Annotated in this window: 14 protein-coding genes; 6 read left to right on the forward strand and 8 right to left on the reverse strand. The window is 55.9% G+C overall.

Going from position 1 to position 14,907, the window contains the following annotated elements:
• The 4 genes from B2T33_RS14610 to B2T33_RS14625 are packed head-to-tail and all read right to left on the reverse strand — an operon-like array spanning position 1 to position 2,973.
• Positions 1–1,026 (reverse strand): ArsJ-associated glyceraldehyde-3-phosphate dehydrogenase, encoded by a 1,026-nt coding sequence (locus tag B2T33_RS14610; protein ID WP_286792423.1) that lies wholly within the window; start codon positions 1,024–1,026, stop codon positions 1–3.
• A gap of 12 nt (positions 1,027–1,038) precedes the next feature.
• A complete protein-coding gene (gene arsB / locus B2T33_RS14615) occupies positions 1,039–2,070 on the reverse strand; it encodes an ACR3 family arsenite efflux transporter (RefSeq protein WP_286792425.1) in 1,032 nt (343 codons plus the stop codon).
• Between the two features lie 26 nt (positions 2,071–2,096).
• Entirely contained in the window at positions 2,097–2,609 is a 513-nt protein-coding gene (locus B2T33_RS14620; RefSeq protein ID WP_286792426.1) for an arsenate reductase ArsC, read from the reverse strand.
• A gap of 31 nt (positions 2,610–2,640) precedes the next feature.
• Positions 2,641–2,973, reverse strand: a complete 333-nt coding sequence (locus B2T33_RS14625) for an ArsR/SmtB family transcription factor (protein WP_286792427.1) — start codon at positions 2,971–2,973, stop codon at positions 2,641–2,643.
• Positions 2,974–3,134: 161 nt separating this feature from the next.
• On the opposite strand from B2T33_RS14625, the gene B2T33_RS14630 reads away from it, so the two are divergent.
• The 3 genes from B2T33_RS14630 to B2T33_RS14640 all read left to right on the forward strand — a co-directional run bounded on the left by B2T33_RS14630 (position 3,135) and on the right by B2T33_RS14640 (position 6,246).
• Positions 3,135–3,458 (forward strand): ArsR/SmtB family transcription factor, encoded by a 324-nt coding sequence (locus tag B2T33_RS14630; protein WP_063089224.1) that lies wholly within the window; start codon positions 3,135–3,137, stop codon positions 3,456–3,458.
• A 51-nt stretch (positions 3,459–3,509) separates the two neighbouring features.
• Complete coding sequence (locus tag B2T33_RS14635; protein WP_286792428.1) at positions 3,510–4,547, forward strand: permease; 1,038 nt, start codon at positions 3,510–3,512, stop codon at positions 4,545–4,547.
• Between the two features lie 103 nt (positions 4,548–4,650).
• Complete coding sequence (locus B2T33_RS14640) at positions 4,651–6,246, forward strand: peptide chain release factor 3 (protein WP_286792429.1); 1,596 nt, start codon at positions 4,651–4,653, stop codon at positions 6,244–6,246.
• Positions 6,247–6,458: 212 nt separating this feature from the next.
• Here the strand turns inward: B2T33_RS14640 and B2T33_RS14645 are convergent, their stop codons facing one another.
• The 3 genes from B2T33_RS14645 to B2T33_RS14655 form a co-directional block, all read right to left on the reverse strand.
• Entirely contained in the window at positions 6,459–6,788 is a 330-nt protein-coding gene (locus tag B2T33_RS14645) for an AzlD family protein (RefSeq protein ID WP_286792430.1), read from the reverse strand.
• Positions 6,785–7,642, reverse strand: a complete 858-nt coding sequence (locus B2T33_RS14650; RefSeq protein ID WP_286792431.1) for an AzlC family ABC transporter permease — start codon at positions 7,640–7,642, stop codon at positions 6,785–6,787. The genes B2T33_RS14645 and B2T33_RS14650 overlap by 4 nt, the downstream gene beginning before the upstream one ends.
• Positions 7,643–7,815: 173 nt before the next feature.
• The gene (locus B2T33_RS14655; protein WP_286792432.1) at positions 7,816–8,724 is read right to left on the reverse strand and encodes a LysR family transcriptional regulator; all 909 of its coding nucleotides are present in this window, start codon (positions 8,722–8,724) and stop codon (positions 7,816–7,818) included.
• 165 nt (positions 8,725–8,889) lie between these two features.
• Between B2T33_RS14655 and speB the strand changes: the two genes are divergently transcribed.
• A complete protein-coding gene (gene speB, locus B2T33_RS14660) occupies positions 8,890–9,945 on the forward strand; it encodes an agmatinase (RefSeq protein ID WP_286792433.1) in 1,056 nt (351 codons plus the stop codon).
• 66 nt (positions 9,946–10,011) lie between these two features.
• On the opposite strand, the gene B2T33_RS14665 is transcribed toward speB, so the two are convergent.
• Positions 10,012–10,911, reverse strand: a complete 900-nt coding sequence (locus B2T33_RS14665; protein WP_286792434.1) for an AraC family transcriptional regulator — start codon at positions 10,909–10,911, stop codon at positions 10,012–10,014.
• Positions 10,912–11,281: 370 nt separating this feature from the next.
• Between B2T33_RS14665 and B2T33_RS14670 the strand changes: the two genes are divergently transcribed.
• On the forward strand, positions 11,282–13,393 hold the full coding sequence (locus B2T33_RS14670) for a methyl-accepting chemotaxis protein (RefSeq protein ID WP_286792435.1): 2,112 nt from the start codon (positions 11,282–11,284) through the stop codon (positions 13,391–13,393).
• Between the two features lie 343 nt (positions 13,394–13,736).
• Positions 13,737–14,906 (forward strand): efflux RND transporter periplasmic adaptor subunit, encoded by a 1,170-nt coding sequence (locus B2T33_RS14675; protein ID WP_197146592.1) that lies wholly within the window; start codon positions 13,737–13,739, stop codon positions 14,904–14,906.
• Position 14,907: the final 1 nt, after the last annotated feature.

Below are 14,907 nucleotides of genomic sequence, written 5' to 3' on the forward strand. Positions count from 1 at the left end.
CTATTTCCCCAACAGGTGTTGCGCGACTTTGGCCGCCAAATCCGCCATCCGGCAGACATATCCCCATTCATTGTCATACCAAGCCAGGATTTTGACCTGCCGCTTGTCGATCACCATGGTTGATCCGGCATCGATAATCGAAGACCGGCTGTCATTAAGGTAATCGGCACTGACCAGCGGGCGTTCTTCATAGCCAAGAATACCGGCAAGATAGGTTTCAGATGCCTCGCGCATCAGACGATTGACGGTCTCGGCATCGGTGTCTTCTGCGACTTCAAACACGCAATCGGTCAGCGACGCATTCAGCAACGGGACACGCACGGCAATACCGTTGAGCTTGCCCTTGAGTTCCGGGTAAATCATCGTGATCGCAGTCGCCGACCCGGTGCTTGTCGGGATAAGCGATTGCAGGCACGACCGCGCACGGCGCAAATCCTTGTGCGGCAGATCGACAATCGTCTGGGTGTTGGTCACATCATGAATGGTGGTGATCGATCCATGCACGATGCCAAGCTTTTCATGCATAACCTTGACCACCGGTGCCAGGCAATTGGTCGTGCAGCTCGCCGCCGTCAAAAGGTGATGCTGCGTTGGGTCATAAAGATCATCATTCACGCCATAGACGATGTTAAGCGCACCTTCCTTGACCGGGGCGGCAACGATGACCTTTTTAACCCCCTGATCGAAATAGGGCTGCAATGTCTCGGGCGTTTTGAATTTGCCGGTGCATTCCAGAACAATGTCGCACCCCATGCCAACCCAATCGGTCTCTCCGGGGGTGGCGTTTTCGCTAAAACTGATCTTGTGCGTCTGATCGATCACCACATGATCATCGATGCAGGCAACACCATTGCCCCAGCGGCCATGGACCGAATCAAATTCCAGCAAATGGGCTGCGGTAACAGCCCCGCCCTTGATTTCGTTGATGTGGACAAATTCAAGGTCCGGGTGTCCCCATCCTGCGCGCAGAACCAGACGCCCCATGCGGCCAAAACCATTGATGCCAATGCGGATTTTGCGGCTCATATCAGGGCTCCCTTAGTTTGCAAGTTTCGATGGGGTGAACCAGCTACGGGTGCGGTTGGCAATGGCGACAAGCGACAGCATCACCGGCACTTCGACCAGCACACCAACCACGGTGGCAAGGGCTGCACCCGATGAAAAGCCAAACAACCCGATGGCGGTCGCCACAGCCAGTTCAAAGAAGTTCGATGCCCCGATCATCGAAGACGGGGCGGCGATTTTATGCTCCACACCCAGCACCTTGTTGGCGACATAGGCGATGGCGGCAATGAAATAGGTCTGCAAAATGATCGGCACCGCCAGAAGGGCAATGATCATCGGCTGGGCAATGATCTGCTGTCCCTGAAAGGCAAACAGCAAAACCAGCGTGCTGAGCAACGCAATCATCGATACGGGTTTGAGCTTGGCGTCAAAGCTATTGAATGCCGCGACCCCGCCTTTCATGATGCGATTTCGGATGATCTGGCCGGCAATCACCGGAATAACGATAAACGCCACAACAGAAATGGTCAGCGTTTCCCAAGGGATGGTGATTGCCGAAATGCCCAGCAACAGGGCCACAATCGGCGCAAAAGCAAAGATCATGATCGTGTCATTCAGTGCCACCTGGGTCAGCGTAAAGTTCGCATCCCCCTTGGTCAGGTGTGACCAGACAAACACCATCGCCGTGCAAGGGGCCGCCCCCAAAAGGATCAGACCGGCGATATAACTTTCAATTTGTGACTCGGGCAAAAGCGGGCGGAACAGAAAGCCGATAAACAGCCAGCCAAGGGCCGCCATGGTGAACGGCTTGATCAGCCAGTTCACACCAAGCGTCACACCGATCCCGCGCCACTGCCGACCCACTTCATGAAGCGCACCAAAATCGACTTTCATCAACATCGGAACGATCATCAACCAGATCAGAACCGTCACCGGCAGATTGATCTCATAGGCGGTCAGATTGCCAATCGCCTGAAACAGTTGGGGAAAAAGTTCGCCAAGGATGATGCCGACTACGATGCTGACCGCAACCCACATGGTCAGAAGACGTTCAAACAAGCTCATTGGGGCAGATTCATTGTTGGCGTCGCTCATACTTCCTCGCTGGTCGAGATTTTCCCGATCTTGTCGAGTTCATTTTGAAGTGACATCCGGTCAAGCGACTTGAACGGGAGGCTGGTGAAGATCGAAATCCGATTGCGCAACATGCGATAGGTTTCCGCAAATGCCAGGCGTTTTTCTGCTTCGCTACCTTCGGCCTCCGCCGGATCGGGCACACCCCAATGGGCGGTCATCGGCGAACCGGGGAAAATCGGGCAGTCTTCATTGGCCGTGGCGTCACAAACCGTAAAGACGAAATCAAATTTGATTTCATCCTGACCCGAATAGGTTTCCATGTCTTTGGAGGAAAGCGTCGTCATATCATGACCCAGACTTTCCAGAAGGTCACGAGCATGGGGATGTATTTCGCCGCGCGGGTGTGATCCGGCGCTATAGCCAAAGAAATGATCGTGACCTTCTTTGTTCAAGATGGCCTCGGCCATGATGCTGCGTGCCGAATTGGCACGGCACAGGAAAAGCACGTTATAGGTACCACCAGACATGTCTTTTCGTCCTCTGTAAAGGCGTTGTGAACTAACAGCAGTCCTTGTCTGTTGCCCGAACAATCCCGCAAAGTTCCGGGCGGCCATAACAGCAGTCATCGGCAAGGAAGCTCAAAAGATCGCGCATCGCATCGGGAACGATCCGGTAAATGATCGACCGGCCTTCGCGGGTGCTGGTAATCAACCCGGCCTGACTAAGGGTTGTCAGATGCGATGACATGGTGTTGTGCGGAATGGATATCTGCCGGGCCAGTTCGCCCGCGGCAATACCGTCATTCCCGGCCCGGACCAGCAACCGAAATGCTGCCAGTCTGTGTTCCTGTGCCAGGGCGCCAAGGGCGCTGATTGCGTGTTTTGTTTCCATGTGTCGGGAAATATCGACATATTGTCACGCTGGCAAGTGACATTTGTATTGCAGTACTGGTCAAACCCAAGTGTGATATCAAAAAGGATATTTGAATCAGTCAGATGCGGGAGTTTCAGAAAATGTGTTTAAATAACTAGAAATATAGTTATAATGGTGGCATGAGCGAAAAAACCATTGCACCGGCCTTTGCCGCACTGGGCCACGAAGCCCGTCTGAAAATCTATCGTCTGCTGGTCAAGGCCGGGGACGAAGGGCTTAATATTGGCGATATCGGGCGGGTGCTTGGCCTTCCGGCATCGACCCTTTCCCATCATCTGGGCACCCTGGTTCAGGCTGGTCTTGTCAAACAGGAAAAGCTGGGGCGCGAAACCCGTAACCGGGCGGATTTCGATGTCATGCGCGATCTTGTCGGCTTCATCACCGACGAATGCTGCAGCGGTGTCGATCTTGATGTCGCCGGTGAAACGGAAAAGGCCTGCTAGGGCGGGTCTCTTTTTTTGGATCAATATAACTAATTTTCTAGGGATATAGATATGAGTGCCCTGACATTTCAATTGCGCCGCATCGGCACTTCTGCCCGACAAACAGACCGGGTTTTGCTGGCAGCCTGCATCATCCTTGCCGCGATCTTTATCTTTGACGCGCCGCAATTTGTCCCAAGTGTGCAGTTCACGGCTGAGTCCCTTGTTGGCACGGCACCGTTTCTGGTGCTCTCAATCGGTATTGCCGCCTATGCGACGGCAACCGGGGCCGATAACCTGATTTCGCGCGCCTTTGCCGGGCGTCCGGTAAGGATGGTGTTTACCGCGGCCGCCTTTGGGGCACTGTCGCCATTTTGCTCCTGCGGGGTGATCCCGCTGATCGCGGCCCTGCTTGCCATGGGGGTTCCACTGGCACCGGTCATGGCGTTCTGGTTGGCCTCACCCGTGATTGACCCGGCAATGTTTGTTCTGACCGCGGGCACGCTTGGGACGGAATTTGCGGTGATTAAAATGATTTCGGCGATTGGTCTTGGTTTGATGGGCGGCTTTGTCACCCTGTGGCTGGGGTCGCGAGGCTTCCTTGCCGATCCGTTGCGTGACGGCGTTGGTAATGGTGGCTGCGGCGGGGCCAAGGTCCGTTCGCACAAGGCGGTTGTCTGGAAGTTCTGGCACGATGATGAACGGATCAAAAAGTTCAGATCGTCCGCCATTGCCAACATGCTCTTTTTGGGCAAATGGATCGCCTTTGCCTTCCTGCTTGAAAGCATCATGGTCGCCTATGTCCCGGCCGAAAATGTCAGTGGATTGCTTGGTGGCGACGGGATTGGCCCGATTGCGATTGCCACCCTTGTCGGGGTTCCGGCCTATTTGAATGGCTATGCCGCCCTTCCGATCATGGAAGGCCTGATTGCGCAGGGTATGCAATCGGGCGCGGCGATGGCGTTTTTGGTGGCTGGCGGGGTATCGTCCATCCCGGCGGCGATTGCTGTTTTTGCGCTGGTCAAAAAGCCGGTCTTTGCGCTGTATTTGGTTTATGCGCTGGTCGGTTCGTTCGCAATTGGCGTTATTTCGCAAGCCTGGCTGGGTTAAACCGCCCGCTTCATGTCCGATATGATGATTTCACGGTGGCAATGACGTTAAAAATCGCTACATTGCGCGCCAAGAAATTCATATCGGATTAAAGTTGATAACCATGTCGATGATTGACAAGCAGGTATCGCGTCGCCGTACCTTCGCTATCATTGCTCACCCGGATGCGGGTAAAACCACCCTGACCGAAAAACTGCTTCTTTTCGGGGGTGCCATCCAGATGGCTGGTGCAGTGAAGGCGAAAAAGGAACAAAAGGGTGCCCGTTCGGACTTCATGAAGATCGAACAGGATCGCGGTATTTCCGTGTCCTCTGCCGTCATGACGTTCGAGTTCGAAGAAAATATCTTCAACCTGCTTGATACGCCGGGCCACGAAGACTTTTCCGAGGATACCTATCGCGTGCTGACCGCCGTTGACTCGGCTGTCATGGTGATTGACGGTGCGAAGGGCATCGAGGCCCAGACGCGCAAGCTGTTTGAGGTCTGCCGTCTGCGTGACGTGCCGATCACGACGTTCGTTAACAAGCTTGACCGTGAAGCCCGTGATTCGTTCGAACTGATTGATCAGATCGAACAGGATCTTGCCCTTGATGTCTCGCCGGTTACCTGGCCGATTGGCTCGGGCCGTGATTTCCATGGCTGCTACGATCTGGTCAATGATCAGCTTCTGTTCATGGAAAAAGGTGGCAACGTCGTCAAGGAAGCCATTCCGATCAAGGGGCTTGATGATTCAAAGCTTGATGAACTGATCCCGGATTACCTTCTGGAAAAGCTGCGCGAAGAAGTCGAAATGGTGCGCGAAATCTGTCCGCCATTTGATTTGCAAAGCTACCGCGAAGGCCATCTGACCCCGGTCTTCTTTGGGTCGGCAGTCAATAACTTTGGCGTGCGTGAATTGTTGCGCGGCATTGGCGAAATCGCACCGACCCCGCGCCCGCAAGAAGCGGCAACGCGCCTGGTCGAGGCGATCGAGCCAAAGGTCGCGGGCTTCGTGTTCAAGGTACAAGCCAACATTGATCCGAACCACCGTGACCGTATTGCCTTCATTCGTCTGTGCTCGGGCCATTTCAAACGCGGCATGAAGCTTAAGCATGTGCGCGCAGGCAAGCAGATGGCGGTGCATAACCCGATGCTGTTCTTTGCCAATGAACGTGATATTGCTGAAGAAGCCTGGCCGGGCGATATCATCGGTATTCCGAACCACGGCACCTTGCGCATTGGCGATACCCTGACCGAGGGCGAAGATCTTCGCTTCCGCGGGGTTCCGGCCTTTGCACCGGAATTGCTCCAGAAAGTCCGACTTGATGATCCGCTCAAGGGCAAGCACCTTCAGCGCGCGCTTGAACAGCTCGCCGAAGAAGGCGCATCGCAGGTCTTCAAACCGATGATGGGCGCGGACTGGATTGTCGGCGTGGTCGGACAGCTTCAGTTCGAGGTTCTCAAGGAACGTATCTCGGCCGAATACGGCATCAAGGTGCATTTCGAACCGACCCCGGCCTATGCCGCCCGCTGGGTGGTGGGTGATGATCCGCTTGAAATCAAGAAATTCCGGGATGCCAACCAGTCGGCGCTGTTCGAAGACCATGACGAAACACTGGTCTTCATCGCGCGTAACGCCTGGCATCTTGAAACCACACAACGCGACTGGCCGAACCTCAAATTCGAAGCCACCCGCGAACAGAACCTGATTGCAGCGTAATCAACTTAAAATGTAACTGAGCAAAACAAGACCACTGATCAAGTCAGTGGTCTTGTTCCTTTTGGCTATATTGCTCAATAAAACCATAAGTTTGAGTAATTTTATCAGTACTGACAGGTCGTCGTTTAGAGGCATGTGAACTCCTTTTTGTACTAAGTTCACACGCAATTATAGGGACGAACTGAGTTGACAATACCGTCATGTTCAGGAGCTCAGCCGCTAATTAAATAGCGGCCGACACCAACCAGAACCATGCCCACCGTCATGGCGGCAAACAGGTTGCGCGCAAGCGCCATGGTAATCACGGTGGCTGCTGCCCCGGCAATGCCGATGGCCCCTGCCGAAAGCGCGCTTGGTACCCAGACGGAAATCAAAACCGCACCGGGCAGGCGTTCCAGCACATGCGCCCAGCGGCCATGCTGCGGCAAACGATCGGCCATCAAAAGCCCACCCAGACGCATGCCATAGGTCACAGCCGCCATACCAAGGATGGTCAGAACGGCCTCAAGGCTGAAACTTGTCAGATCGGGGAATTGGCTCATTGGCCGGTCTCCATTGCAGTCTCCGTCGCAGGTTTGGCGGCGTTTGTGCCTTCGGGTGCGCCATAGGCGTCCCTGCCTTCAACGGCAAATTCGGCCTCAAGGCTGTCATCATCCATGTCTTCACGCCATGTCAGGGCGGCGACAAGGACACCGGCACCCGCACCGGCCAAAATTGACCAGGTGCCGGGCAAAGTGTAATGGCCGATGACCGATCCGATCGCTGCGGCAATCCATGGCAAAAGGTCAACCTTGCCCTTCCACATTCCAATGGTCAGCGCGGCAAAGACGGCGGTAAAGGCGAAATCAAGCGCATAGACTTCCGGGTCGGGAATGCCCCCGCCAAGCAGGTAACCCACCGTATTGCCGGTCGCCCAGACCACGCCCAGGAAAATTCCGCCACCCAGCAAAAAGCCCGGATTGGCCAAATCCTTTTGCGTCATCGAAACGGCCCAGTTTTCATCGGCGACCATATGCATGCCGGTCACCTTGACCCACAGCGGACGACCGCGAAACACCGGGCGCAGTGACGCCCCGATCAGGATATAGCGCATATTGATCACCGCTGTTGCGATGATGATGGTCGCACTCGGAATGGTTTCTCGCCAAAGATCGACCGACACGAACTGTGCCGATCCGGCAAACACGGCGAGGCTCATGAACAACAGCTCGCCAAGCGACAAGCCGCGCTGTGCGGCCAGCACCCCAAGCACCGCACCAAAGATGATGGTGCTGGGCAAAAGCGGCAGGCAGGCAAGTGCACCGCGCCGGATGGTATCGGCGTCGAAATGCCCGATCTGGGTCTGGGGCTGGGGTTGGTTCTCGGTCTGACTTTCGGTCTGTCCGGGGCGTGACATTTCCGACGTTTCCTGTGGTTGTTGGTGCCGGTTCGTTTTGGCGACCGGCACTTTCATGGGCGTAAACGGGTGGGCGAGGAGCCATCATTTCAGGCACCATACTGCCCGATATCAAATAGGCGGTATTGGACGATATTGCTATCGGTTGTTGCTGCCGGTTTTGGGCCTGCGGCTCAGGCCCGTTCGGTGGCGAAATCGGCGATCAGCATATCAAGGAACAGCTTGGTGATCGGATCAGGTTGCTTGCTGTCATCAAGGCTTGCCTGAAAGGTGACTTTGACCTTCAACCGATCCGGCAGGACCATGCGCATGCGCCCGGCCTCGACAAATTGCCTGGCGTAATGTTCGGGCAAATAGCCCAAAAAGGCGCCTGACAGGATCAGGCGTGCCTCCGCCTCCATGTCCGAGACGGTCGCATGCGGGCGCGAAATGGCGAATTCCTTGAGGTCGCGACCCAGCCAGGATTTCCGCCCGATCAGGCGATAACGCCGGATTTCATCAATATCAATTTCCGCATCATCCAGCGCAAAAAGCGGATGGTCTGACCCGCAATAGAACCGGTGGATTTCGTCATAAAGCGGGATATAGCGCAGACCCAGCACGGTCTTTGGAAAGCTGCAAATACCGATCTGGATATTGTCAGTCACCACCTCGCGCAGCAGGTCATTGGGCGGATAGGTCACGACATTGAGTGTCACATCCGGTGCGCGTTCCATAAACCGTGCAATAGTCTTTTCGATCCGCCGTGCTCCCGGATCGGTGATGGTGTTATCGGTAAGCCCGATGGTCAGGGTTCCGCTCAGCTTGTCACGCAGCGCCCGCATCTTGGTTTCATATTGCGCGACCGATTTGAACAGCCGGTGGGCTTCTTCAAACACCGCCTGGCCTTCGCGTGTCAGGGCAAAACCACCCCGCCCGCGTTTGCAAAGCGTAAAGCCCAGCCGTGTTTCAAGGGCGGTGACATAGCTTGAAATTGTTGAAAGTGACAGATTGAGATCACTTTGCGCCGCGGCAAAACCCCCGGTCTCGACGATGGTCAGGAAGATGCGCAAAAGCTTGAGATCGGCCTGTTCCGTGATCATCGGGCGGGGTCCGTGTGCAAGGGGCATTACTTTGAGGATTGCCAAAGTAAAGTTCAGAAATACGTGATTTTTAACTACCGCGCAATTTGATCTGATCGGGCCAACAAAAACATCCGGCCATTGGTTCAGATCGTACCGAACCGATGTGCCACTTCAGGAGGTCCCATGTTCACCGACGACAAGCTTGCAAAACTGCGTGAAAAATACAGCAACGCCAAGGGTGCCGACATCTGTGATCCGCATTTCCGTGAAGTGGCGGCATCGCAGTTTTCCGAAAGTGGCGGGCGCAAATGGCCGTTTGCCGGGGTGCCGACTTTCCTCGATGCACCTTTTGCCGCCGATGCCGAGAAAGATAATTTTGCAGACCTCGACATAGCACTTGTCGGCGTGCCGATGGATCTGGGTGTCAGCAACCGTGCCGGTGCAAGACTTGGCCCGCGCGCGGTGCGCAATATCGAACGCATCGGGCCGTATGAACATGTCCTTCGCATGGTGCCCGGTGCCATGGCCCGCATTGCCGATATTGGCGATGTCCCGTTCAGAAGCCGCTATTCGCTTGAAAGCTGCCACGAGGATATCGAAGCCTATTTCAGCAAGATTGTTGGCGCTGGCGTCATTCCGATTGCCATCGGCGGTGACCATTCGATCAGCTACTCAATCCAGAAGGCGGTGGGCAAGGATCGCCCGGTTGGCATGATCCATCTTGATGCCCATTGCGACACCTGCGGGGCCTATGACGGTTCGCGCTTCCATCATGGCGGCCCGTTCCGCGAGGCGGTGATGGATGGCGTGCTTGATCCCGAACGCACCATCCAGATCGGTATTCGCGGCGCGTCGGAATATGTTTGGGAATTTTCCTATGACAGCGGCATGACCGTGATCCACGCCGAAGAAGTGCCGAAAATGGGCATTGATGCCGTAATCGCCAAGGCCCATGAAGTGGTCGGAGATGGCCCGGTTTATCTGTCCTTTGATGTTGATTGCCTTGATCCGTCCTTCGCACCGGGTACGGGCACGCCAGAGGTCGGTGGCCTCACCTCGCGCGAGGCACTGGCGATCCTGCGCGGGCTCAAGGGGCTTGATTTTGTCGGTGCCGACGTTGTCGAAGTTGCCCCGCAATATGATGCCACCACCAACACCGCCCATATCGCCGCACAGGTCCTGTTCGAAGAACTGTGTCTGGTGGTCGATGCAATGAAGCGCCGCGACGCTGGCGCGTAAATACAACTGATGTCTCCTGCCCAGGGCATTCGTATGACGGGCAGGCGATGTTGGTTTTGTTCTGGTTTAAGGATCAAGACTTGCGATAAACGCGCCTGGGCTGACGCCCCACATCGCCTTGAAATGCCGGTTCAGGTGACTTTGATCGGCAAAGCCGGTGGCGGCTGCCGCATCGGCAATGCTCGCCCCGTCAAACAGCAACCGCTTGGCACGTCGTAACCGCATGTGATTGAAATAGGTATGCGGCGGAAGCCCGGTTGCCGCCCGAAACACGCGCAACAAATGAAACCGGCTGAGCCCGGTAATCATCGCAAGATCATCAAGCGACATATTGGCATCCAGATGTGCGGCCATATAGTCAATCACCGCCTGAACACGTTTGTCTTCTAACCCCGGCTGATAGAGATAGGGCGGGGCATCGGCATGGCGCAGCGCAAGGCGGGCGGCGCTATAAAGAAGCTGACTGTCGCGTTCCAAAAGGCTGTTGGCACCATCGTCATCCGGGCGAAACAGGCGATGCAGGTCTTGCAGTTGCAAATGCAGTTCCGGGTCATTGACGACGCAGTTTCCAAAAAACGGCAGGCCGCTGTTCTTGGGCGAAAGCTCCGTCACCAGATCGCCAAATACCTTCGGGTCAATGAACATGATCTGGTATTGATAGCCATCATCGGATGCCGGGCCGCCATCATGCACCTGCATCGGGTTCATCATCAAAAGCTGCCCGCGGGCGGCGACATAATTGGTGCCGCGCGTCATAAACCGCTCCGCCCCGTTCAGGATCGTGCCAAAGGCGTAATAATCGTGGCTATGCTTGGGAAAGGAGAAGTTCTTGTAATCGGCTTCGAACATATCAATCCCATCGGCTGCCCGCCAGTGGCGGGCAATCTCGCGGGGGCGGCCGGTCGCCGGTCGCGATGACGTCTGGCGACGCTGGGCTGCCGTGTTCTGTCGCGCAGCACTGTTCATAACGCCATTATAACGACAAGCCCGGGTGCCAGCTTGTACAATATTGTCATCGTGACATTTTAATTGGCATCATTCCAAAACATCGCCGCAGGCCCGAGCAACCTTGCGGCGGATGGTCGAGTCGCGGCCGATTTATGGAAATCTGCTGGTTCGACGCCCTTCGAAACGGATAATGACCTTCGTCCAATTGTATAATGCGATGTTCATATGAACATTTTCGGGTGGTCAGAATGTTGTTTTGCGCAGCGCAAATGACCATCCGGCACCTTGTTTGATCGACAAATGCGGGTTTCATCCAACTGTTACAAAACCGCGCCCTGCACACATGTATGAATCGCGCCAAACGTAAATTTTGCTGTTTGGATGTCCCATGTTTCTTGATCGCATTCGTATCGGATCGCGCATCTTCGCCGGTTTCTTTGTTCTGGTTGTTCTGCTGGTTGGCCTGTCTGCCTTGTCTTCAACCTATCTTCTGGGCTTTGGCGCGCATGCAGACCGCATTGCCAAAAGCACCGGTCTGGTCGGGCTTGCCAATGACTATGCGCTGCGTCTGGAACGTCTTTCCAACCAGGTCTTGTTGTTTGCCCAGACGGTTGATCCGCTTGACCGCGAAGGCATCACCATCATGCGCCAGGCGGCCGAGCAAAGCGGTGCCACCCTTGTCACCCAACTGCGTCAAAACGGCGATAGTGACCGCGCAGATGCGCTTGAAAGTCTGAGTGCCGATTACATCGCAACGCTGGAGCCCCTTGTGCTGCGGGCTGAAAACCTGTCGGCGGCATCGGAAACCATGCTGCTTGGTGCCAATCAGCTTGGCAAATCCGCAAGCCAGCTTGAAGATTTCATCGCCAAGCGCGATCCGGTGATTGCCGAGAAATATGCAGATAAACTTGGCGCGGCCAATCTTGCGGCCATCGTTAATTCCCTGCAATTCCCGATTCTGCGCACCGCGGAATCGCTTGATGCCGCCCGCACGCAGACCTCGGCCCTGACCGATCTTCAGGAAGAAATCAAAGCGTCCTTTGACGGTCTGACGCGCAACGAGAAAAAACTTTTCTCCTACGCGATCCGCGACAATGACTTGCTAAAACAGGGTGCCAACCAGCTCGAAGCCTCCATCGCCGGGTTCCGTCAATCGATGGATGACTTCAAATCGGCCGTCCGTGAAGTCCAGACCATCACTCAGAATATCCGAACAGACGCCATGACCAATCAAACTGCCCTGGTCGAGGCCGCCCATAATCAGTCGGAAAACTCGGCCCTGACCAACATCGTGGTTGCCGCCATCGGGGTTCTGATTGCCGTCGCCCTTGCCCTTGGCATCGCGATCAGCATCCTGCGTCCGCTGCGTCGGGTAAATGGTGACATGACGCGGCTCAGTGAAAACGACACCGATATCACCCTTGCCGATATCAAGCGCCGCGATGAATTCGGGGCGATGTCACGGACCGTTGCGATCTTCCGCGAAAACGCGCTTAAGATCGAAAAAATGGCCGAGGAACGCATCACGCTTCAGCGCATCGAGGAAGAAAAACGACGTGCATCGCTTGGCGCGATGGCCGAAACGATTGAGGGCGAGACCACCGGTCTTGTCAAATCGGTCAATCATCAGGTGACCCGCATGCGCGAAGCCGTGGTCGAGGTCGCGGCCGCCGCCGAACGCGTCACCGGACAAACCGAAACCGCAACCAGTGCCGCACACGACAGCCAGTCGCATTCCAATGCCATCGGCGATGCTGCCAACCGTCTGCGCGAAGCCATCGTCTCGATCGCCAACCGCGTCGAACATCAACGTGAAATCGCGCAAAGTGCTGTCGGCTCGACCGAGGAATCGGCAAAGGCCGTCGATGACCTGCGCGAAGTTGCCACCAGCATCGAACAGATTGTCGACCTGATCCGGGGCATCGCCGGGCAAACCAACATGCTGGCTCTGAATGCCACCATCGAGGCCGCTCGTGCGGGGGATGCTGGCAAGGGCTTTGCCGTGGTCGCGGCAGAGGTCAAAAACCTTGCTAGCCAGACCGAACGCGCGACCGAACAGATCACCGAACATGTCAACGCCATGGGCGCTGTTACCGATCGCTGTGTTGCCTCGATGGAGGATGTCGGGGTCACGGTTCGTTCGATGATGTCGATTTCCGAAGAGGTCGCAGGCGATGTTGAACATCAACGCCGCGAGACCGAGGAAATTACCGGTGCCATCGCCCTTGCCGGCGATGCGGTGCGCAATGTTGCGACTGCCATCGGTGCAGTATCCGAAGATATCGAAGTCACCCGCAAGCTCAGCCTTGATCTTAATCGTCGTGCCGACGAGGTTGACCGCAATGTGACCGAGCTCACAGCATCCCTTGACCGTGCGGTGGCGTCCGCGGCAGGCAACGAAGACGCAGATGCTGATGACGACAACGCCAACGACACCACCAGATGGCACGATGACAATCTGGTGGTCTTCCCGCAAACGCAACAGCGCGGTGCCGCCTGATTTGTCGGCATCAGCCCGCCGTTTCACTGCTAAAATTCAAAATTGAACAACAAAGGCCTGCACACCGTATAGAGGGTGTGCAGGCCTAATGCATTTGCTCAGTGCTATCGGCGCAAAACGCAGGATTTGTCAGCAGTTAAGATACAAACTGCGACGTTTCTGATACACTTTTTGTGTGGTTCTCACTGGCGGGTTGCAATATCGTTCGGGGCAACGGTATTTCATCAAAAGCATAAAGCCTACTATTCGGTACTGAATTGAAATACCGGCACTTTCCCGGCGCGGGAACAGTGTCATTTGCAGTAAGGTTGTTTGGTCAGCCCGACTTGGAAGTATCAATGTGATGGCGCGTAAATCAACGCTTCTGATCGCAGGTGTTGCACTGATTGTTGTTGCGGCCTCTGCCTATATCTTTGCCAAAGACGACATCACGGCGTTAATTGCGCCCGATGCGCAACCCGCAAGCACGGCACAGCGCGGCGGTGGCGGCGAACGCAGTCTTCCGGTCATTGCCGAATATGCCAGCCTGATGGATGAAAAGACCGTTGTCGAAGCGGTCGGCACGGGCAAATCGGCCCTGGGCGTTTCGATCTATCCAGCCGTGTCGGGCGAAGTTGCAGATGTGCTTGTACGCGCCGGTGACAAGGTGACCGAGGGACAGGTTCTTGTCATCCTGGACTCTGATCGCGAACGCCTTGCCCGCGATCTTGCTGCTGTTCAGGCCCGCGATGCCGAACAACTTCTTGCCCGCTATGAAAAGGCCCGTCCGCTGGGTGCCGTTGCCGAAAGCGAAGTCGACAGTGCCCGCACCGCCCTGGCCGAGGCCCGCATTGCCCTTGATCAGGCAGAGGTCAATCTGGCCGATCGGACCATTCTGGCCCCGTTTGATGGCATCGTCGGCATTCCGCAGGTTGAGGCTGGCGACCGTGTTGACAGCTCCACAGCCATCGTAACGCTTGATAATATCGATAGCATTCTGGTCGATTTCGAAGTTGCCGAAACACGGTTTGATAATGTCCGTCCCGGCCAGTCTGTCCGGGTCGAAACCTGGAGCCTGCCGGGCGAGGAATTCACCGGTGTGGTTGAGTCTATTGGCAGCCGTATCGATCCCGAAAGCCGCACCTTTGCCGTGCGCGCCCGGGTGCCAAACCCCAATAGTCGCCTGCTCGCCGGGATGTCCTTTGCGGTTTATGTCGACATCGAAGGCAAACAATACCCCGCTGTTGCCGAAATCTCGGTCCTGTGGGGTGATGAAGGCACCTATGTCTGGCGGATCGGCGATGAAGACAAGGTCTCGCGCGTTCCCGTCCGTGTTGTGAAACGGACCAATGGCCGGATCCTTCTGGATGGCGGGATTGAAGAGGGTGATCTGGTCGTGGTCGAGGGCGTCTTGCGTCTGCGTCCGGGCCGGACTGTTTCGGCAACCATTCGCGGTGATAACCCCGCGCCTGAAAATGCGCCGTCGGATGCGGGCGGCGTTGCCACCCGCGAAGGCGCTGGCGAGGGGTCCTGAT

Origin of the sequence: Thalassospira sp. UBA4513, from assembly GCF_002388495.1 — a bacterium.
Classification (GTDB): domain Bacteria; phylum Pseudomonadota; class Alphaproteobacteria; order Rhodospirillales; family Thalassospiraceae; genus Thalassospira; species Thalassospira tepidiphila.